The 20,812-nt window shown below is 39.3% G+C and carries 18 protein-coding genes; 11 read left to right on the top strand and 7 right to left on the bottom strand.

Going from position 1 to position 20,812, the window contains the following annotated elements; all coding sequences use genetic code 11:
* The first annotated feature begins 167 nt into the window (after positions 1-167).
* From SOI81_RS11885 to SOI81_RS11865, 5 genes are all read left to right on the top strand, one after another.
* Positions 168-512 carry a hypothetical protein gene (locus tag SOI81_RS11885; RefSeq protein ID WP_239975733.1) on the top strand — a complete coding sequence of 115 codons (345 nt, stop codon included), beginning with the start codon at positions 168-170 and terminating at the stop codon, positions 510-512.
* A gap of 124 nt (positions 513-636) precedes the next feature.
* Positions 637-1,653 (top strand): aspartate carbamoyltransferase catalytic subunit, encoded by a 1,017-nt coding sequence (gene pyrB / locus SOI81_RS11880; RefSeq protein ID WP_016141676.1) that lies wholly within the window; start codon positions 637-639, stop codon positions 1,651-1,653.
* A gap of 12 nt (positions 1,654-1,665) precedes the next feature.
* Entirely contained in the window at positions 1,666-2,901 is a 1,236-nt protein-coding gene (pyrX, locus tag SOI81_RS11875; protein ID WP_239975734.1) for a dihydroorotase, read from the top strand.
* A 213-nt stretch (positions 2,902-3,114) separates the two neighbouring features.
* Positions 3,115-4,542: an OmpA family protein gene (locus SOI81_RS11870; protein ID WP_239968028.1), complete on the top strand. Its 1,428-nt coding sequence runs from the start codon at positions 3,115-3,117 to the stop codon at positions 4,540-4,542.
* 93 nt (positions 4,543-4,635) lie between these two features.
* Positions 4,636-5,415: a Rossmann-like and DUF2520 domain-containing protein gene (locus tag SOI81_RS11865; protein ID WP_016141673.1), complete on the top strand. Its 780-nt coding sequence runs from the start codon at positions 4,636-4,638 to the stop codon at positions 5,413-5,415.
* A gap of 13 nt (positions 5,416-5,428) precedes the next feature.
* On the opposite strand, the gene yliJ is transcribed toward SOI81_RS11865, so the two are convergent.
* From yliJ to trmB, 3 genes are all read right to left on the bottom strand, one after another.
* Positions 5,429-6,055: a glutathione S-transferase family protein gene (gene yliJ, locus SOI81_RS11860; RefSeq protein WP_239975735.1), complete on the bottom strand. Its 627-nt coding sequence runs from the start codon at positions 6,053-6,055 to the stop codon at positions 5,429-5,431.
* Between the two features lie 287 nt (positions 6,056-6,342).
* On the bottom strand, positions 6,343-6,717 hold the full coding sequence (locus SOI81_RS11855) for a hypothetical protein (protein WP_016141671.1): 375 nt from the start codon (positions 6,715-6,717) through the stop codon (positions 6,343-6,345).
* Positions 6,718-6,889: 172 nt separating this feature from the next.
* On the bottom strand, positions 6,890-7,606 hold the full coding sequence (trmB, locus tag SOI81_RS11850; RefSeq protein WP_107882507.1) for a tRNA (guanosine(46)-N7)-methyltransferase TrmB: 717 nt from the start codon (positions 7,604-7,606) through the stop codon (positions 6,890-6,892).
* A gap of 145 nt (positions 7,607-7,751) precedes the next feature.
* Between trmB and SOI81_RS11845 the strand changes: the two genes are divergently transcribed.
* Both SOI81_RS11845 and gstB read left to right on the top strand, forming a co-directional pair.
* The gene (locus tag SOI81_RS11845) at positions 7,752-10,190 is read left to right on the top strand and encodes an ExeM/NucH family extracellular endonuclease (protein WP_320540817.1); all 2,439 of its coding nucleotides are present in this window, start codon (positions 7,752-7,754) and stop codon (positions 10,188-10,190) included.
* 207 nt (positions 10,191-10,397) lie between these two features.
* A complete protein-coding gene (gene gstB / locus SOI81_RS11840; protein ID WP_016141668.1) occupies positions 10,398-11,009 on the top strand; it encodes a glutathione binding-like protein in 612 nt (203 codons plus the stop codon).
* A 60-nt stretch (positions 11,010-11,069) separates the two neighbouring features.
* Here gstB and SOI81_RS11835 read toward each other — a convergent pair whose 3' ends face one another.
* Complete coding sequence (locus SOI81_RS11835; protein WP_057074217.1) at positions 11,070-11,414, bottom strand: hypothetical protein; 345 nt, start codon at positions 11,412-11,414, stop codon at positions 11,070-11,072.
* A 171-nt stretch (positions 11,415-11,585) separates the two neighbouring features.
* On the bottom strand, positions 11,586-13,151 hold the full coding sequence (gene ahpF, locus SOI81_RS11830; protein ID WP_320540816.1) for an alkyl hydroperoxide reductase subunit F: 1,566 nt from the start codon (positions 13,149-13,151) through the stop codon (positions 11,586-11,588).
* 257 nt (positions 13,152-13,408) lie between these two features.
* On the opposite strand from ahpF, the gene SOI81_RS11825 reads away from it, so the two are divergent.
* Positions 13,409-13,627, top strand: coding sequence for a DUF1653 domain-containing protein (locus tag SOI81_RS11825; protein WP_004702746.1), 219 nt, complete (start codon positions 13,409-13,411; stop codon positions 13,625-13,627).
* Positions 13,628-13,672: 45 nt separating this feature from the next.
* A complete protein-coding gene (gene mdmC / locus SOI81_RS11820; RefSeq protein WP_239975739.1) occupies positions 13,673-14,260 on the top strand; it encodes an O-methyltransferase in 588 nt (195 codons plus the stop codon).
* 65 nt (positions 14,261-14,325) lie between these two features.
* Here the strand turns inward: mdmC and SOI81_RS11815 are convergent, their stop codons facing one another.
* Together SOI81_RS11815 and ahpC are read right to left on the bottom strand one after the other, a co-directional pair.
* Positions 14,326-14,541, bottom strand: a complete 216-nt coding sequence (locus tag SOI81_RS11815; RefSeq protein ID WP_239975740.1) for a KTSC domain-containing protein — start codon at positions 14,539-14,541, stop codon at positions 14,326-14,328.
* A gap of 194 nt (positions 14,542-14,735) precedes the next feature.
* A complete protein-coding gene (gene ahpC, locus SOI81_RS11810) occupies positions 14,736-15,299 on the bottom strand; it encodes an alkyl hydroperoxide reductase subunit C (protein ID WP_003652649.1) in 564 nt (187 codons plus the stop codon).
* A gap of 352 nt (positions 15,300-15,651) precedes the next feature.
* Between ahpC and hrpA the strand changes: the two genes are divergently transcribed.
* Positions 15,652-19,509 (top strand): ATP-dependent RNA helicase HrpA, encoded by a 3,858-nt coding sequence (gene hrpA / locus SOI81_RS11805; protein ID WP_320540815.1) that lies wholly within the window; start codon positions 15,652-15,654, stop codon positions 19,507-19,509.
* Positions 19,510-19,604: 95 nt separating this feature from the next.
* Complete coding sequence (gene fabH / locus SOI81_RS11800; protein WP_320540814.1) at positions 19,605-20,711, top strand: beta-ketoacyl-ACP synthase III; 1,107 nt, start codon at positions 19,605-19,607, stop codon at positions 20,709-20,711.
* Positions 20,712-20,812 lie beyond the last annotated feature (101 nt).

Below are 20,812 nucleotides of genomic sequence, written 5' to 3'. Positions count from 1 at the left end.
AAATTATTGCAACCTATCACAAACCAACCAATAAACTGATTTTTATAGATTAATACAGTAAAAGTGGTATGTATTTTGCTAACTCTATCCCATCAATGGTTATTTATTTAACAAACAAAGCTATTTTTTAACCATTTTATTATTTTAAAGTGATGGGGTAATAATAAATGAAAGACATGATGGGGAATGGTTTTATTGCCAATGCCGATGCTTTCTCGGTAGCCACACAGGTCTATGTGCGCATGCGTAGAGTGACGGGGCGGGTAATAGATGCAATGTACATGGTTCAAAATAAAGATTATGCCAAATATGTCATTGCGCTTGCACTAGAAACTGAAGATGACGAATTAAAACGATGTGTTGAGCGATTGAAATCGTTGCTTGATACAATATCTGAGCCTTCTCAAAAAGAAAAAATTGCTGTTGTGAAAGTCGAAGAAGAGTCGGAAATTACCGCCGAAGATATTTATCGCGCACAAGTTCCACACCATTACATTGGTGCATTAAGGTAATTGCCAATAAGGTTCTAAATTTTCTGGTCAATTTAGGGCCTTATTCTGTAAAGTTCTTCTGCGAAAAGAGCGGAATTCAGCTACACTATGCACGTTTTCGCGATTCGACCCATAGGAATCCATTATGCATATTGCAGCGTTGCATCAACCGAGCCAGGTTCAGCTCAATCAAGACGGAAATTTAAAACATTTTTTAACGATTGAGGGACTTTCAAAAGAAAACCTCACCAAGATTTTAGATACCGCACAAAGCTTTTTAGATGATAATAATAATTTAATTAACCGTCCGCTCTTAGAGGGATTAACGGTTATGAATCTCTTCTTTGAAAACTCCACTCGTACCCGTACTACTTTTGAAGCAGCAGCTAAACGTTTGTCTGCCAATGTATTGAACATTGATATTGCACGTTCAAGTACTTCAAAAGGTGAAACTCTGCGTGATACGCTCTGGAACCTTGAAGCAATGGCAGCGGATATTTTTGTTGTTCGCCATTCATCTTCGGGTGCTGCACATTTCATTGCTAAAGATGTATGTCCAAAAGTCGCAATTATTAATGCAGGGGATGGCCGTCATGCACATCCAACGCAAGCGATGCTCGATATGCTGACTATTCGCCGTGAAACTAAAAAACCGTTTGAAGATTTAAGCGTTGCCATTATTGGTGACATTAAACACTCTCGTGTTGCTCGTTCAGATGTGGCTGCACTGCAAACATTGGGCTGTAAAGATATTCGTGTGATTGCACCGAATACATTATTGCCGGTGGGCTTTTCTGAATATGGCGAGCATGTTCGCTTGTTTAACAACATGGATGCTGGAATTGCAGATTGTGATGTGATTATTGCTTTACGTATTCAAAATGAGCGTATTGACTCTCCGGCATTATCTTCACAGTCTGAATTTTACAGAATGTATGGTTTAAACAAAGAACGTCTTGGTTTAGCTAAACCGGACTGTATTGTAATGCACCCGGGACCGATGAATCGTGGTGTAGAAATTGATTCAAGTGTTGCTGATGGAGACCAGTCGGTTATTTTGAAACAAGTAACTAATGGTATTGCAGTTCGTATGGCTGTATTGGCGTTATCAATGCAAGGCCAACTCCAAGAGCAAGGTTTAATTGAAGCGATTACGTTGTAAGGAATGGATCACATGAGTATTGTAAAAATTGAAAATGTACGTGTGTTAGACCCAATCCAGAAAACAGACAGCGTACAAACTGTATATCTTGAAAATGGCAAGTTGGTTGCTCCGGTAGAGCAAGTTGAACAAACTATTGATGGACAAGGTAAATGGTTAATGCCAACCATGGTTGATTTGTGCGCGCGTTTACGTGAACCGGGTCAACAACAGCATGGGACATTAAAGTCGGAAGGCAAGGCAGCACGTGGCAATGGTATTTTGCATGTCATTACTCCACCTGACTCAAAGCCGATTGTACAAGACAATGGTGCGCTTATTCATGGCTTGATTGAAAAAGCATGGCATGATGGTGGCATTCACATGCATATTATTGGTGCTCAAACCCAAGGCTTAAATGGTAAACAACCAGCGAATATGGCGGGCTTGAAAAAGGGTGGTTGTACTGCTGTTTCTAACGCAAATGCTGCTTTTGAAAATGATGATGTCGTTATTCGTACCTTGGAATATGCAGCGGGTCTTGGTTTAACAGTCGTGTTTTATGCCGAAGAGCCTCAAATTGCTAAAGACGGTTGTGCGCACGAAGGCTTTATTGCTTCTCGCCAAGGTTTGCCAATGATTCCGGCAATTGCTGAAACTGTGGCAATTGCAAAGTATTTGCTTATGATTGAAGCAACTGGTGTGAAAGCGCACTTTGGTTTGTTGTCTTGTGGTGCATCAGTTGAATTAATTCGTGCAGCAAAAGCAAAAGGTTTACCTGTAACTGCCGATGTCGCAATGCATCAGTTGCATTTAACTGAATATTTAACGGATGGTTTCAATTCGCTTGCGCATGTTCGTCCACCATTGCGTTCTGAGCAAGATAAAGAACTTTTACGTCAAGGCTTAAAAGAAGGCGTGATTGATGCGATTTGTACGCATCATGAGCCTTTAAGCAGTTCTGCAAAAATGGCGCCGTTTGCTGAAACTCAACCGGGCATTACCGCTTTTGATACCTATGTATCTTTAGGTATTCAGCTTATTAATGAAGGTTTATTCGAACCTTTAGAGTGGGTTGAAAAAGTGACCAGCGTGCCTGCGCAGGTGGCTAATATGACTACGCGTTGGAAAGATGAAGCAGGATGGGTATTAGTAGATCCTGAATTAAGCTGGACGGTAAGTAAAGAAACTATTTTATCACAAGGGAAAAACACCCCATTATTGGGTCAAAACCTTACGGGTAAAGTACTTCAAACTTTTGCTAACTGATCAAACGCTTAGTTAAATTAAATTTAAAATATAAACAGGTAGATCAATGAGGTCTACCTGTTTTGTAAATAATAGATGGAAATTTGTATATAAATTATTTAAAAAACAACAAAAGATTGAGCACGGATTAGAATAAAAAACTATCAGCAAAGAGAAGTATTTGAATAATCAAAAGTTGCTGGTTACGACTTATAAGATTCGGGAGAATAATCAATGTCGATAAACCCTATAGAACTGCTTAAAGAAAAAGTATCATCAACATTATTAAATAACCAGGACGGATACCTAGGCGAAAAATCGAATGCTTTATCTAAGTTTTATCCCATTTTACTTTCATTATTAGCTGCTAAACCTGATCTTATTGGACAATTAAAAAACAGTTTGGCTCCCTCGTTATCAGACCTTTTTTCTCATAATGACCAAATCAAGAATACTGTACTGACTCATTTAAGTGGTACAGCACCAAATAATGAAATCGAAAGCACACTCAACAGTGCAATTAAACCTAGCCTTAATGCAATTTCGGATGTTGCCGGAAATGATCAACAGAGTATTGTGAATTATTTACGTCAGCACGCAGAAACCATTCGTTCGCATTTACCGGGATGGGCAGTAGGTCTCTTAGCTCCTTTAGGACTTGGTGCAGGTTTATCTTCAGTTCCACATGCAACTTCAGCAGCCCCGCCATTAGCTGCAGCCAGTGAAAAAACAGGCAAATCTCGTGGGTTCCTCCCTATTATTGCCTTAATTATTTTGGGTCTTATCATTGCTTGGTTATGGCGTTCTTGCCAGCATAAAGAAGCTGTACCAGCACCTGAACCTACGGCTGCTAGTGGTGTTGAAGCAACTACTGCAGCCGCGCCTGCGAGTTTAACTTTAAGTACAGATGATAAAGGTGCTGTGAGCCAGTGTCAGGCAGGTATTGGTGATCAAGGATTCTTAGCAACATTACAAACCCAAGTTAAGCAAGTTTTCTCATCAACTCAAGATTGTAATGTGGATACTAGTCAAACTTATGCGGCTGGATTTACAGACAAAGATGCGCTGGCGGGCGTACTTGGTGCATTAAAAGGTGTGCCAAATGCATCTTTAGAATGGATAGGTGACAAAATTACTTTGAAAGCAGGTGATGCAGCAGCTTTAGCAGCATTAACCGCAAAAGTAAAAGCACTTGTTCCTCACACTGAAGTCGTTTCTACAGCACCAGAAACAACTGAACAGTCTGTAAGTAATAGCTTAACTGCTTCGCAAACTGCTTTGGGCTCAATTGACCCGAACAATGTCGATGTAAATGCGTTAGTGAAAGCGCTTAACTTGCAAATCATTAATTTTGCGAGTGGCTCTAGTGACATTCCGGCAGATAACAAAGCTATTCTTGATCAAGCTGCAACACTTTTAAATAAAGTAAGCGGTGTGAAATTAAATGTAGGCGGTCATACTGACTCGACTGGTAATGCTGCGGCAAATAAAGCTTTATCACAACGCCGTGCTCAAGCTGTGGTCGACTATTTAACATCTAAAGGTGTAGATGGGTCTAAATTAGTTGCACAAGGTCATGGCTCTGATCAACCAGTTGCAGAGAACACGACAGAAGAAGGGCGTTTTAAAAACCGTCGTATCGAGTTTTCAGTAGCTCAATAATGCTCTGATGAATTAAAAATTAGTTATTTTAATTTGAAAAAAGCTTCTCATTTTGAGAAGCTTTTTTGTTGAAACAAATAGTGTTGGATTGATATGAAAATCAGTTTGGTGGGAAGTGGGCGAGTTGCCTTTCATTTGGCAAAAGTACTTTTGGCTCAAGGTCATCACATCGTACAAGTCTATGCGCGTGATTTTGAGAAGACCCAGAAATTTGCAGAGAAAATCCAAGCAAAAGCCTGCCAGTCTCTTCGCGAATTTCAACAGACTGAGTTAATTATTCTGACAGTTTCAGATAGCGCAATTGCAGAGCTTGCAAAACAGGTTCATGAGTTATTTCCTGAAACACTTATAGTGCACACCTCTGGTAGCACAGATATTGAAGTCATCAGTCATGTGCATGAAAAAGCAGGGGTATTTTATCCATTACAGACATTTAGCTTTGAAAGAGAAGTTAATTGGTCGGCAACGCCTTTATTTGTTGAAGCGGTAACAGATGCGGATCAAGCAATACTTGTAGATTTAGCAAATAGCCTAAGTGGTCGAGTGTATCAATACACCTCAAAACAGCGTTTAACTTTGCATTTGGCAGCTGTGTTTGCTTGTAATTTTAGTAATTATTGTTTTGACATGGCAAAGCAGATTGTAGATAAAGAGCAGGTCGACTTTAGCTTGCTTTATCCTTTAATTGTGGAAACAGCAAAAAAAGCCACTGAAAATGATCCAAAGCAAATGCAAACAGGGCCTGCAATGCGAGGCGATCAAAACATCTTAGCAATGCATCAAGATTTATTAGCTCAAGCAGAGCGGGATGATTTAAAACAGGTGTATCAACTTTTAAGTGATGGCATCGTAAAGCGCCATCACTCGGACTAAGGCTTGTTCAAAATTAAGGTTCGCCGTTATTGCCCCATTTTAAGAAACCCGCACGTTGATTTAACAGTTCAAAATATTGATCGACATGCTTAAGCGTTGGATGGTCAAAAGGAGTGGCTTTCCAACGTTGTACAGACAGCCCAATTGGAATATCGGCTAAGCTAAATTGTGAGCCTGCAACATAAGCCTGAGTTTTTGCGAGTTGTTGATCAAGAATCTGCATATGATGATTCCAGTCATCAATACCTTGTTGTAATAAATTTGGATCTTGATGATCTGGTGAGTGTCTCAAGAGAGACATAATCGTATAGGTCCAGCTGTTATTCAGCTCGATCGCTTGCCAATCAATCCACTGGTCAACAAAGAATCTTTCTTTTGCTTGAGTAGGGTAAAGCTGCTGCTCTTTATCGTAAGCATTTGCTAAATAACGGATAATACTGTTGGATTGCCAAAGGACTAAATCGCCATCTAAAACCACAGGTATTTGACCGTTTGGATTTAATTGTAAATATTCAGGTGATTGAGCAGAGCGAAAGCCTCGTCCCCAATCTTCTCTTTCATATTCAAGATTTAGTTCTTCACACAGCCATAAGACTTTGCGAACATTAATGGAGTTATCGCGCCCTAAAATTTTTAACATATTGTTTTCTGACTTTTCGTGAGTTTAAGTAATTAGTTAGTGAAGCGTTCATTCTTATATCTTTAACATGATTTATGAATATTAATAAGTCTAGAGAATAAATAAAGTGGTATTTAAAGAAAATTATATTGCTTGTGAGTTTTTTGTTTTGAGGGTGGATTAAAGAAGGATTTAACATACCTCAAGAGTTACTTGGAAACAAAATGAGCATCCGCTCCTTAAGTTGTCTGTATCCGCTTTTATCAGGTAATAAAAAACCGCACTTCGGCGGTTTTTTGAATTTTGGTTTATCTACATTGGTTCTCTGGCTTGTGTAATTGCTCACGCAGCCATTCAGAATCCTCCTGTAGATTTTCTTTAGTATATCCCATTGTTCTAACCTCTTCTGAGGCTGATTCATATTCTTTAAATCTACTTAAGATAAAGTCAAAAAGTTCAATATTTTCTTTCCATCCTTTGCAATCAAGAGCTTTGAGTTTATTAGACCTAACAAGATCTTCTTGCTCAGTTTTTGCTTCTGTGGAAATGATTTGATTTCTGTCCGATTGTGTTTGAATGTATCGTTCCATTAACTTGTAATATTTAAGTTCAAAGTCTTCTTGAGTTGAGGCAAAGCAGCCACTTGAGACAATTATGCAAATTAGAAATGTGAAAAGCTTCATTGTTATTTTCTGTTTGGTTAAAATGATGGTTATTATTATATTTATATAACTAATAATTCAAAAGTTATTTTCATTTAACTCTTTATGCTCAGCTAATTTTTAATTCTACTTTTTCACTAGATTGGTTTTAAAATAAAAAGGCTTAGTTTATTACTAAGCCTTTTTTTATTATTTACTTAATCTTTTTAAAGATAAAGTCATTAATTTTATGACCTGACTCAATACCACGACGTTCGAACTTAGTGATTGGACGCCAGTCTGGACGTGGGTAGCTGTTGCCTTTACCCGCCAAGTTTTCAAGGTCTGGACGGTTATCTAATACATCTAGCATCCATTCAGCATACGGTTCCCAATCTGTTGCTGCGTGGAACGTACCGCCAAGCTCAAGCTTTTGTTCAACCAATGGCATACGCTCATGAGCAACAAAACGGCGTTTGAAATGACGTTTCTTTTGCCAAGGGTCTGGAAAGTAAAGTTGTACGCAGTTAATGCTGTTGTCTGGCATTTCACGTAAAACCTGAATCGCATCTGCATCAAGTACACGTAAGTTTTTAACTTCAGCTATGCCCGCTTCATATAGGCATTGAGCAATACCAGGCACATGGACTTCAATACCCACATAGTTACGTTCAGGGTTTGCTTTTGCCATAAGTACTAACGAACGACCCATACCAAAACCGATTTCAACAGTTAATGGACGCTCTGGGTGTTCGAAGTGTTGACGTAAGTCGCCAACAGGATATTCCAAAATTAAATCGCGATGTTGTTCTAATGCCGTGCGTTGAGACGTATTAAGTGGTGCTGAACGACGCATAAACGTCACAATTTCACGGTGTTCAGGCAAATTGTCTAAGTCTGCAATTTGCGTTTCTAACTGATCGATCGACATAACCTTGGCAATATTGAAATTCAAATGCGGTATTTTAAGTCTTCAGGTGATCAAGTCAAATGTTTCGGTGTTTTTCTTCATGTAGATGTCATGATCAATATTTACTCTAAGAGACTAATTAAAACTCATATGAACACTTTTACTCATGAAAACTTTTCAATTAAGAACACTTTCGGTCTTTTTAAGTGCATTAGGTGCATTTTCATATAGCTCAGTTGCTCAAGCACAGCTCATGTTTAGTCAATATGTTGACGGCAGCAGCAATAAAAAAGGCTTGGAAATTTATAATCCGGACGGAACGACTGTTAATTTAGCCGATTATGAGATTCAACAATTTAATAATGGTGGTACAGCAAAGACTGTGGCTTTTCGTTTACAAGGCACACTCGCGAGTAAGCAGAAGTTTTTAGTGGGGCGCTCAGAGTTGCAAACTGAGCTTGGAAGTAAAGTAAATCAGGTCGCTGCTTTATCTTTTAATGGAGATGATGCGGTTGTACTTGTTTATAAAGGTACGCCTGTAGACCGTTTTGGCCGTATTGGTGAACGCCCAGCAGCGGGATGGGGGACGGCAGTTTCAAGCCTCGGAAATAGTTTTAAGCGTATTGAAACAGAAAATCCAGCTTTAAGTGTGGATGCAACCGCAGCATTTGATTTGGACCATTCATGGTCGGCTTGGGCAAACCGAAATGACTTTTCAAATTTATCTGGCTCAACAACACAGCCACCTGTTGAAACAGTGAGTTGTTCAAGCCCCGATACACCAATTGCTGATTTAGCAACCGCAGCTCAAAATCAAACTTATACCGTACGTGGGGTGATTACTGCCGACTATCGTTATGCCAATGGTTTTTCAGGTTTTTATGTTCAAACACCTGATACGAAAGCACGTGCAAATGTCAGCAATGCCATTTTTGTTTATATTCCGAATAGTAGTGCCGTGAAAGGTGGGCAAGTTGGCGATGAGGTTATTTTGCGTGGTCGTTTAACGTCTTATCAAAATCAGCTACAAATAGATCAATTACAACAAGATATTCAAGCCTGTAATAGCAATATGGCAAATCAAGTTCAGCCGATTAACCTTGAACTTCCGTTTGCTAGTTTAACGGGTGGCTCAATTAATTCACCGCAGCGTTATCAAGGCATGTTGGTCAAATTACCTCAGACTTTAACGGTGAGCGAGAACTACAATTATGGTCGTTATGGTGAACTATCTCTAAGCCTAGGTCGCTTATATATTCCAACCAATTTATACCCAGCGTTATCTCCTGAAGCTAAAGCTCTAGCCCAGAAAAACTTACTGTCGAAAATTATTTTTGATGACGGCTATAACAATCAAAACCGTACTCCGTGGTTACCGACAAATTTTAGCGCTGCCAATACGCTACGTTCGGGTTATCAAATTAAAAATGCTGAAGGTATTTTGGAATACCGTTTTAATGGTTGGCGTGTGCAACCTGTACTTGGGCGCAATCAACCTGAAGTGATTACTCAAACAAACCCACGTCAAAGTGTCATTACCAAAAATGCTAATCACATTCGCGTAGCTTCATTTAATGTTTTGAACTATGACAATGGTGCAACGGGTTTCCCAACAGAGCGTGGTGCGACAACACAAGCTGAGTTTGATAAACAGCATCGTAAAATTGTGAGCGCGCTCAAAGCGATTGATGCCGATGTGTACGGTTTAATGGAAATTGCGAACAATGGTTATGGGCCTAACAGTGCAATTGCTCATTTAACGAGTGCTTTAGGTAGCGATTGGAAGTACGTTGTTCCTGAAAACTTAGACCGTTTAGGTGGTGATGCAATTGCGGTTGCTATTATTTATAACAGCAAACGTGTTAAGCCTTTAAATAAAGCTGTTGTGCTGGATTTAGGTGACAAGAACCGAACAACATTAGCGCAAAGTTTCCAAGCCGTTCGTGGCAATAAAACGTTTACTGTTATTCCAAACCACTTAAAATCGAAAAGCTGTAGCGGAGTTGATGCTAACTCAAATGACGCAGACCAAAAAGATGGTCAAGGCTGTTGGAACCCAACTCGTGTGAAAGCTGTTGATCAAATTGTGCAATGGCTCGCGAAAAATCCAACTCAAGTGCAAAAGCAAAATGCTTTACTTGTCGGGGATATGAATAGTTACGCAAAAGAAGAGCCTATTTTGTCATTTGAAAAAGCGAACTACAAAGTTTTGCTGAATGACGCCAAGGTAGGGCAAGGGGCTCAGGCATATAGCTATGTTTTTGGTGTTGCAAGTGATGCCAATGGTAATGGTGGAGCAGGTAACTTAGACCATGCAATTGCAGATGCCTCTTTATATCCAAAAGTGGTAAGAACTTTTGCATGGCATATCAATGCAGATGAGCCAACAGCTTTAGACTACAATGAAGAATATAAAACTGATGAGCAAAAGACATTGTTCTATGGTGAAGATGCTTATCGTTCTTCAGATCATGACCCTGTAATTGTCGATCTAGATTTAAATGGAAAAGACTCAAGCCATCCTGATGATGATAAGAAAAACGGTATTTTTGATTTCTTAACTGAATTAATGAATTGGCTTAGTCAGCTTTTTAAGCGTAATTAACGGAAAAGTTGCGTGATGCAAATGTGTTTTATCATATTTTAAACAATCGTCACGCAAGACAACTTGCAAGGAATAAGTTTTTCAAGAATATTAGATGGTGTAAGTATTTTATAAGTTTACGCTTTTTTACAATTAAGGAATTGTGCAAACCTTGCAGGTTTTCTAGAAGCAATTTAAAACGTTAATATGAGATAACAAGGATCAGATATGAAATTATATTATTCGCCAGGCGCATGTTCTTTAGCAGCACATATTATTTTAAATGAAATTAATGTTGATTTTGACTTAGAACGAGTAGATTTAAAAACACATAAAACAGAAAAAGGCGCCGACTATTACGAAATTAATCCAAAGGGATATGTACCGGCATTAGAAATTAATCCGGGTTTAATGTTAACTGAAAATGTTGCGATTTTACCTTTCCTTGCTCAGCATGATCCTAAGCAGGATTTAATTCCGCCATCAGGAATGGGCCGTGCGAAAGTATTGGAATGGTTGGGATATTTGAACTCTGAATTACATGATGCTTATGCAGTCTTCTTTGGGGCGCCGTTAACCACTGATGAAAAAACCAAAGCTTATGCAGAAATTGATCGTCTTTTAAAATATATCGATAATTATTTGTCTGAATCTGATTACGATTACTTAGTAAATGATAATTTCGGGCCAGCAGATGCTTATCTATTTGTTTTAACAAATTGGTCAAACTCAATTGAGCATGATTTAACACCATATAAGCACATTATTGCATTACGTAATAAAGTTGCAGAACGTCAATCTGTACAAATTGCGATGCGTGATGAAGGCTTAATTTCATAATAGATTTTAAAGACATGAAAAAGCCCCTAATCAATAGGGGCTTTTTTATACTAAAGACGATTAGTGTTGAGCGTCTTTTTTCACTTCAGCAGCAGTATTTTCAACAGCTTGAGCTGTATCAGCAGTTGCCTTACGTGCAGTCGCTTCAGTTTGCGCAGCAGCATCAGCGGTTGCATCAGCAGCATGGTCAGCAGCAGCATCAATTTTGTCTGAAGCGTTGTCTGTTGCAGTTGCAATATCATCAGCAGCTTTATCACCAGCAGACTTGATATCAGCACTTGCTTGTTGAGCAGCATTTTCTAAATGTTCACCTGTAGTCGCGCCAGTTTCTGGAGCTTTATCTTTATTACAACCAACAAGGGCAACAGTCGCAGCAAGACCTAAAGCAACAAGTAATTTATTCATTGTGTTTTTCCTTCTAATTCATGGCATCCAAATATGGATGTCTAAAATATAAACATAAAGTAAATGATTAATAAAGATCGAAAATTGTTAAGAAGTTGTAACTCTATTATTAAAAAAGCCTAGCATTTTGTAATGCTAGGCTTGAACTAAACCATAATGATTTGACCGATTTTACTGCCCAGAACGGATGATGTAATCAAACGCAGAGAGTGATGCTTTAGCGCCTTCACCTGTGGCAATAATGATTTGCTTGTAAGGTACAGTCGTACAGTCACCTGCAGCAAACACACCTTGAACATTGGTTTCGTTGCGGTCATTGACAATGATCTCGCCACGGTTGGTTAACTCAACTTCACTGTCTGTCAAGAAGTCAGTGTTTGGCAGTAAACCAATCTGTACAAAGATCCCTGCAAGTTCTACCACATGCTCTTCGTCAGTGGCACGGTCTTTATATTTAAGTCCAGTCACTTGTGAGCCATCACCCAGCACTTCTGTACTTAACGCATTCATAATCACAGTTGTGTTTGGCAAGCTATGCAGTTTGTTTTGCAACACTTGGTCAGCACGAAGTTTGGTATCGAATTCAACCAAAGTCACATGCTCAACAATCCCTGCAAGGTCAATCGCAGCTTCAACACCTGAGTTACCGCCACCAATCACGGCAACACGTTTGCCTTTGAACAATGGACCATCACAGTGTGGGCAGTACGCGACACCACGGGTACGGTATTCTTGCTCACCCGGTACATTCATTTCTCTCCAACGTGCACCTGTTGAAAGGATCACGGTTTTTGATTCAAGTTTTGCACCGTTTTCAAGTTCAACTTCAACCAGACCGTTTTCAGTTTGGTTGGCACCCGTGATTTTGCTCACACGTTGCAGGTTCATGATATCGACATCATAATCACGGACATGTGCTTCCATCTCGGCAGCAAACTTAGGACCTTGCGTCTTTTGCACAGATGTGAAGTTTTCAATGTCCATAGTATCCATGACCTGACCACCAAAGCGTTCAGCCACGATACCGGTGTTAATGCCTTTACGTGCCGCATAGATCGCAGCTGTTGCACCCGCAGGCCCACCACCAATCACCAATACATCAAATGCATCTTTTGCATTCAGTGCTGCTGCATCTTTTTCAGCTGAGTTAGTGTCAAGTTTCGCCACAATCTCTTCAAGGGTCATACGACCTTGGCCAATGTGTTCGTTGTCTTGGAATACCATCGGTACAGCCATGATTTTGCGTTGTTCGACTTCGTCTTGGAAGAATGAACCGTCAATCATGGTTGCTGTGGTGTTCGGGTTATAAATCGCAATCAGGTTAAGCGCCTGTACTACATCAGGACAGTTATGACAGCTTAATGATACAAACACATCAAAGTTTGCTTTGAGGTTTAAGCCTTTAATCTGGTTGAGCACTTCATCTGACACTTTAGGTGCATAGCCAGAGACTTGTAACAGTGCCAAGATCAAAGACGTAAACTCATGGCCCATTGGTAAGCCTGCAAAGAACACACGAGGCTGTTCACCTGCTTTAGCCACACCAAAACTTGGACGACGTGTATTGTTGCCATCAAAACGGGCTGTAACTTGGTCAGAAAGCTCGGCGATTTCAGTGACGAGTTCTTTAATTTGAGCAGCTTTATCTGACTCATCTAAAGCAGCAACTAATTCGATTGGACTTTCTAAACGTTCTAAATAAGCTTTTAATTGAGTTTTAATGTTTTGATCTAACATCTGTTTTTTACTCCAATGCATCCAAATTCTTTCAATAGATGCATAGTACGTTAAAACATAGAATAGGTAAAACAGTATGTTTTTATATATTCAATCGGTTTTTTGAATTAAAAAAAGCATTCATAAATAAGATCAATAATTTATCTCTAAAACACGCTTTTTTATCTTTTGTAGCGTTTTAAAGTGAAAGTATTTAAAAATTTATATATGTTATAGGGCTGTAAAGATTTTATGTCATAACATTAAAAGGTACTTTCATGTCATTGCAACGCGGCATTTATCAGCATTATAAAGGTAATCTCTATCAAGTTTTTTCTGTAGCAAAACATAGCGAGACTGAAGAAGAATTAGTCGTTTATCAGTGTCTTTATGGTGACTATTCAACTTGGGTACGTCCATTAGATATGTTTACTGAAACGGTTCAAATGGCTGATGGAAGTATCGTGCCGCGCTTTAAGTTAATTCAAAGCACTTAATTCAAACGGCTGTCATATAAAATAACGATTTTAAAGGGTGAATATATGCCAAATACTTTTTTCTTACAAAGAGTTGCCGATTTATATGACACCTTTAAACGACATGATGCCCAGCAGGCAGATCGTTTGCTAAGGTATCGCAATATTGAGGCTGAGTCTGCGAAACTGCTATCGCAATTTATTCGAATGCAGCAAGCCAAATCAATTTTAGAAATCGGGACTTCAACAGGTTATTCTACTTTATGGCTTGCTGAGGCAGCACAAGCAACACACGGTAAAGTAACCACGCTTGAAATCGATGCCAATCGGAGTAATGAGGCGAAACGCCATGCGACTGAACTGGCATTAGATGAATTGGTTGATTTTTGGGTAGGAGATGCAGCCGACTATTTAAAAGAAGCTCAGGAAAATTTCGATTTTATTTTGTTAGATGCTGAGCGTCCTGCTTATGAAAATTATTGGCCAGATTTAAAGCGTTTAATGAAGCCAAAAGGTGGCGTACTCATTATTGATAATGTCATTTCACATGCGGCTGAGGTCAGTTCATTCTTGTCTTTAATTAAAAAAGATGAAAATTTTATGAGCAGTATTTTACCCGTAGGCGCTGGTTTATGTATTGTGGTGGCGAGATAAACTATTTAAAAATATGATTTAGTCGTTCATAAAGGCCTGTTCAACGCAGGCCTTACTTTATTAGGTTATGACGCATTGACTAAAGATAGGCGAGTAAAGTGTAAGTCGAATTCTAAATATTTATGTACAAAAGCAGCTTTGTCTGTTGAGCGTAATAAGTTGTCATAAATAAATTCTGGTACAGGATGATAAAGTTCGCCCGAACCATCGCTATAAAATATTTTTAGATGACGTGAAGTCGCATTGTATTTCCATGAAGTGACTGCCACAGTATTCGGCATAAATTTTTCCCCTTTTATTTCATATGATTTAAGCTCAAAAAACATCGGTTATTTATTCGACATTACTCAAACTTCATGTAATGGGGAAGGGCATAATTGTAAAAGTATCAGTAGAAAATGTGATGTGCTTATTCAAAACAAAAGAACCACCCGATGAGGGGTGGTTCTTTGAGTTTTTAAAATCTAATAAGAGATTAGATTTTACCAACTAAGTCGATAGATGGAGCAAGAGTTGCTTCGCCTTCTTTCCATTTAGCTGGGCAAACTTCACCTGGGTGAGCGTGTACGTATTGAGCAGCTTTTACTTTACGAAGAAGTTCAGATGCGTCACGGCCGATACCACCAGCGTTGAGTTCAACGATTTGGATTTTACCTTCTGGATCGATAACGAAAGTACCACGGTCAGCTAAACCTTCAGATTCGATAAGAACGTCGAAGTTTTTAGAAAGAGTCCAAGTTGGGTCACCAACTAATGGATATTGGATTTTTTTGATTTCTTCAGAAGTGTCGTGCCAAGCTTTGTGAGTGAAGTGTGTATCAGTAGATACAGCATAAATTTCAACACCAAGTTTTTGGAATTCAGCGTAGTTGTCAGCTAAGTCACCAAGTTCAGTTGGACAAACGAAAGTGAAGTCAGCTGGATAGAAGAATACAACAGACCATTTACCTTTAAGGTTAGTTTCGTTAACTTCAACAAATTGGCCGTTGTGGTAAGCAGTTGCTTGGAATGGTTTAACTTCAGTATTAATCAAGCTCATCATTGTCTCCATGATTGAGGTTTATATTTAAACTTGTTTACGAGATCTAGAATAAATAAAAATTCTTTATTGGGGAAATAGTATTTTTACATGACTAAAATCGGAAAATTGAATAAGTGATAAATTTACGATTTTTAAGTCCCCAAACACTGTATTCGATTTGACTGCAAAAACATGTAAATCAAATGACAGTTATCGTAAAAGAAACTTGCCTAACAACATGAAGTCTAGTGAGACAAAATTCAAGGGCAAAATTTTAAAAAATTAAAAATATATAAAAACCCAACTGTTTTACCTTATGGTCATTAGAGCGTAAAATAGAGGATTGTTGTATTTTCAGGAAAATTTGTCTGTGCAGAATGATTTAAATATTGATCAGTGGGTGATGGCAAGAGATCGTTACCGTTTAAATCGTTTGCGTAAAGATAAAAAAGCCAATGCAGCAGAGATTGAAAAATTATTTGAACAATCTAATGCCAAAGTAAGACAGCGCTTTGAACGTCTCCCTAAAATTAAACTGAATCAGGATTTACCTGTCTCTCAATATGCTGATCGTTTAATTGATGCAATTCAAAAGCATCAGGTCATTATTGTGGCGGGTGAGACGGGTTCGGGTAAAACCACACAGCTTCCTCAGATTGCAATGTTAGCAGGCCGTGGCTTAACAGGTATGATTGGTCATACCCAGCCACGTCGTTTAGCTGCGCGTAGTGTTTCTCAACGTATCGCAGAAGAAGTTGGCGAAAAGCTTGGCGAATCGATTGGTTTTAAAATTCGTTTTAATGAACAAGGTTCGCAAGATTCAATTGTACGGTTAATGACCGATGGTATTTTGCTTGCCGAGTTAGGCAATGACCGCTTCTTGTCTAAATATGACACAATCATTATTGATGAAGCGCATGAACGCTCACTCAATATCGATTTTATTATGGGTTATTTAAAGCAGTTACTGCCAAAACGCCCAGATCTAAAAGTGATTGTGACTTCGGCCACTTTAGATGTAAATCGCTTTAGTAATTACTTTAATGACGCACCTATTTTTGAAGTAGAAGGGCGTAGTTATCCGGTCGAAGTGCTTTATCGCCCAATTTCAGAAATGAATATTGGCGGCAGTGATGACGACGAGTTTGATGATTTTGAAGAAAACCTTCCTCGTGCTGTTGTACAAGCAGTTGAAGAATGCTTTGCGGATGCAGAAGCAAAAGGTCATCCAGAACATGCCGATATTCTGATTTTCTCAAGCACAGAGCAAGAAATTCGTGAGTTGCAGGAAACGTTGCAAAAGTACGGACCAAGACATACTGAAATTTTACCGTTGTATGCACGCTTAGCTGTTTCTGAACAACAAAAGATTTTTAGTCCGGGTGGAAAAGGTCGTCGTATTATTATTGCGACGAACGTAGCCGAAACTGCACTTACGGTTCCAAATATTCGTTATGTGATTGATAGTGGTTTTGCTCGTATATCGCGTTATAACTACCGTTCACGTGTACAACGCTTACCCATTGAAGCAATTTCTCAAGCCGCAGCCAATCAGCGTAAAGGGCGTTGTGGTCGTATTGCTCCAGGTGTGTGTATTCGTTTATATAGTGAAGAAGATTTTTTAAGTCGCCCTGAGTTTACCGAACCTGAAATTAAACGAACCAACTTGGCTTCGGTTATTTTGCAAATGCAGAGCTTAGGGTTAGGTGAGCTAGAAAACTTCGATTTTATTGAGCCACCAGATTTCCGCCTTGTAAATGATGGCCGTAAACTGTTGATTGAGTTAGGTGCCCTTAACGAGAAGAAAAATGAGCTGACCAAAGTTGGGCAAATGATGGCACGTATGCCAATTGACCCGCGACTTGCTCGTATGATTATTGGTGGTGCGCATTTTGGCGTGCTCAAAGAAATCTTAATTGTAGTGAGTGCTTTAGCTGTTCAGGACCCGCGTGAGCGTCCGGCAGATAAACAGATGCAAGCTGACCAAAAACATGCATTATTCCGCGAGGCAGATTCAGATTTTCTGTTTTATTTGAAACTTTGGGAGACTTTAAATCCTAAAGGTGAAGCAGGGATGTCTGAAAATAAACGACGTCAATTTGCCAAGCAGCATTTCTTAAGCTGGTTGCGTTTACGTGAATGGAAACAGACACACCAGCAATTGGTTGAGTTAGCTGAAGGCTTAAAACTTAGCTTTAATGAAAAAGCTGCAAATTATGAAAACTTGCATCGTGCGTTGCTGACAGGTTTATTATCGTTCATTGCCAATAAAACTGATGAACGAAATACCTTTATGGCAGTGCGTCAGCAAAAGGCTAAAGTTTTCCCTGCGAGTACTTTGCATAAAACCAATACCTCTTGGGTGATGGCTTTTGAGATGGTCGAAACCTCTCAAGTGTACTTACGTACTTTAGCCAAAATTGACCCTGAATGGATTTTGCTAGCTGCACGTGATTTATTGAAATATCACTATTTTGAGCCGCATTGGTCCAAGAAAGCGGGAATCGTAAATGCATATGCACAAATTTCTCTGTTTGGTTTAATTATTGAGCCAAAACGGTTAATTAATTTTGAGAAAGTTGATCAGCCTGCTGCTCATGAGATTTTCTTACGCGATGCATTAACCACGGGTAACTTGGGTACGATTCCGCCATTTTTAAAACACAACTTACTTAAGCTTGAAGAAGTAGAGCGAGTTGAAGATAAATTGCGTCGTCGTGATTTAGTGGTCGATGAAGAAACGATTTATCAGTTTTATGCCTCTAAGATTCCGGAAGAAATTGCGAGCCGTCGTAGCTTTGAAGACTGGCGTGCCACAGTAGAAGCAAATCATCCACGTTATTTATTTATTGACGATGACGCGCTTTGGCTCAATGACCGACCAACAACGCAGCAATTTCCAGATCATTTGCACAATGGTCAGCTACGTTTAGCAACTACATATCATTTTGACCCGAGCCATGACGAAGATGGTGCAACTGTTCAAATTCCTGTACAGGCGTTGCCTCAAGTTGATGAAAATATATGGTCATGGGGAATTCCGGGTTGGCGCCAAGATTTAATTGAGGCTTTACTTAAAGCTTTACCTAAAGACAAGCGTCGTAATGTGGTGCCAATTCCTGATACAGCCCGTAAGCTCATGCAAGGGGTTGATGCAGTACATTTACGTGAACATATTTTCAGTTATTTAGCTTTTGCCTTACGTGGCGAGCAAATTACCGAAAAAGATTTTTCGTTTGAACGCATTGATCCATATTTGGTGCCTTTCATTAAAGTGATTGATGAAAAAGGCAAGCTCATTGCTAAAGGTCGTGATTTACCTGAATTAAAAGCGCGTTGCCGCGTGGAAACACATCGTCCAGTTAAACAGCAAAAGGGTGAATTTAAAGACTTTCCTGAAAACTTTACTTTCGAGGCTTCTCATAAAGTTACGGGTGTTGTAGTCAAACAATATCAGGCTTTAGTACCGACCAAGGCTTTTGCTGAGCTCGAAGCTAAAGATGAGTCAGGCATTGTTATTCAAACGTTTAACGATCAAGCTGAGGCGATTAAACAGCATCGCGAAGGGATTATTCGTCTGGTCCATATGCAGCTTGGTGACTTGGTTCGCCAGTTGAAAAAGCAGATTTCGAAACCGCTCGCGTTGGCTTATTCACCTTTAGGAGATAAAGCTAAGCTTGAGCAGATGTTGGTCTATGCAACCTTGCAAATGGCAATTACGACTTTGCCCATTAACGCTGATGAATTTAATAAGCTGCTAGATCAGGTCAAAAAGCAATTTTTGAGTTATGGTCAGCAAGCACTTGAGCAATTAAGTGATATTTATATTCAATGGCAACAAATCCGTCGTCAGCTTTTAGTGCTTGATCCAGATGTGTTTGGACGCAGTATTGATGATATTGAAGATCAACTCGATTTAATGTCACTTGGCAATTTTGTTTACCGCCAACCGGTTGATCTTTGGCAGGAATACCCGCGTTATTTAAAAGCATTGCTATTGCGTTTAGATCGATTGCCAAATAATCTACAGCGAGATCATGCTGCTATTGACGATGTCGATCCATGGATGGACAAGGTATTTAAATTCAAAAACGATCCAAAAATCAAAGAATTGTATTTGATGTTGGAAGAATTCCGCATTTCTTTATTTTCTCAACCGATGAAAACTAAGATGCCTATTTCGCCAACTCGACTGCAAAAGTTATGGGATCGTTTGGGAATCAGTTAAGATAGATCGGGGTCTGTTTATGTTGTTGTTTAGCCTACAACGCAATTTATAAATGAAAGATTAACAGACCCTATTCATTTTTTTAGGAGTTTTACATGGGCATTCGTATCACAGGTACTGGGTTATTTCACCCAACAGAAATCATTTCTAATGAAGAACTGGCCGACAGTTTAAATGCTTATGTGGAACAATATAACCAAGAGAATGCAGAGAAAATTGCAGCAGGTGAGCTCGAAGAATTACGCGGTTCAAGCGCTGAATTTATTGAAAAAGCGTCTGGTATTAAGCGTCGTTACGTGATTGAGAAATCAGGTATTCTCGATCCAAATCGTTTGCGTCCTCGTTTGTCTGAACGTTCAAATGATGAAATTTCACTTCAAGCAGAGTGGGGCGTGATTGCTGCGAAGCAGGCAATGGAAAATGCAGGCGTAACTGCTGAAGATATCGATGTTGTAATTTTGGCATGTTCAAACATGCAGCGTGCTTATCCGGCAGTAGCGATTGAAATTCAGTCGGCTCTTGGTATTCAAGGTTATGCCTACGACATGAACGTAGCATGTTCAGCTGCTACTTTTGGTTTGAAACAAGCGGCTGATGCAATTCGTTCGGGTGCTCGCCGTGTTTTATTGGTGAACGTTGAGATTACATCGGGTCACCTAGACTACCGTAACCGTGATTGTCACTTCATTTTTGGTGATGTTGCAACGGCTTCTATTATTGAAGAAACCACGACTAAAACTGGTTTTGAAATTTTAGATATTCATTTATTTACTCAATTTTCAAACAACATTCGCAATAACTTCGGTTTCTTAAACCGTAGTGAAGATGCAGTGGTTGATGACAAGTTATTCCGTCAAGATGGCCGTAAAGTATTTAAAGATGTTTGTCCGTTAGTGGCTAAAATCATTAATGCGCAGTTGGAAAAAATGCAGTTAACGGCAAACGATATTAAGCGCTTCTGGTTACACCAAGCCAATGCCAACATGAATGAATTAATCTTGAAATATGTGGCTGGTAAAGAAGCTGATTTAAGCCGTGCGCCAATTATTTTAGATGAGTTTGCCAATACATCTTCAGCAGGTGTGATTATTGCTTTACACCGTACAGGCCACGAAGTGGATGATGGCGAATATGGCGTGATTTCATCTTTCGGTGCTGGTTATTCAGTCGGTTCGATCATTGTACAAAAGCACATTGCGTAGGTTACAAGATTAGTTAAAAACGCTCGTAAGAGCGTTTTTTATGAGCGAAATCATATAAAAAAGCAGGCCAAAATTGGCCCGCTTAGATTGAATCAAAAGTT

The sequence above is a fragment of the Acinetobacter pittii genome, assembly GCF_034067285.1.
Classification (GTDB): Bacteria; Pseudomonadota; Gammaproteobacteria; order Pseudomonadales; family Moraxellaceae; genus Acinetobacter; species Acinetobacter pittii_E.
This window is presented reverse-complemented; position numbering and strand designations above follow the sequence as displayed.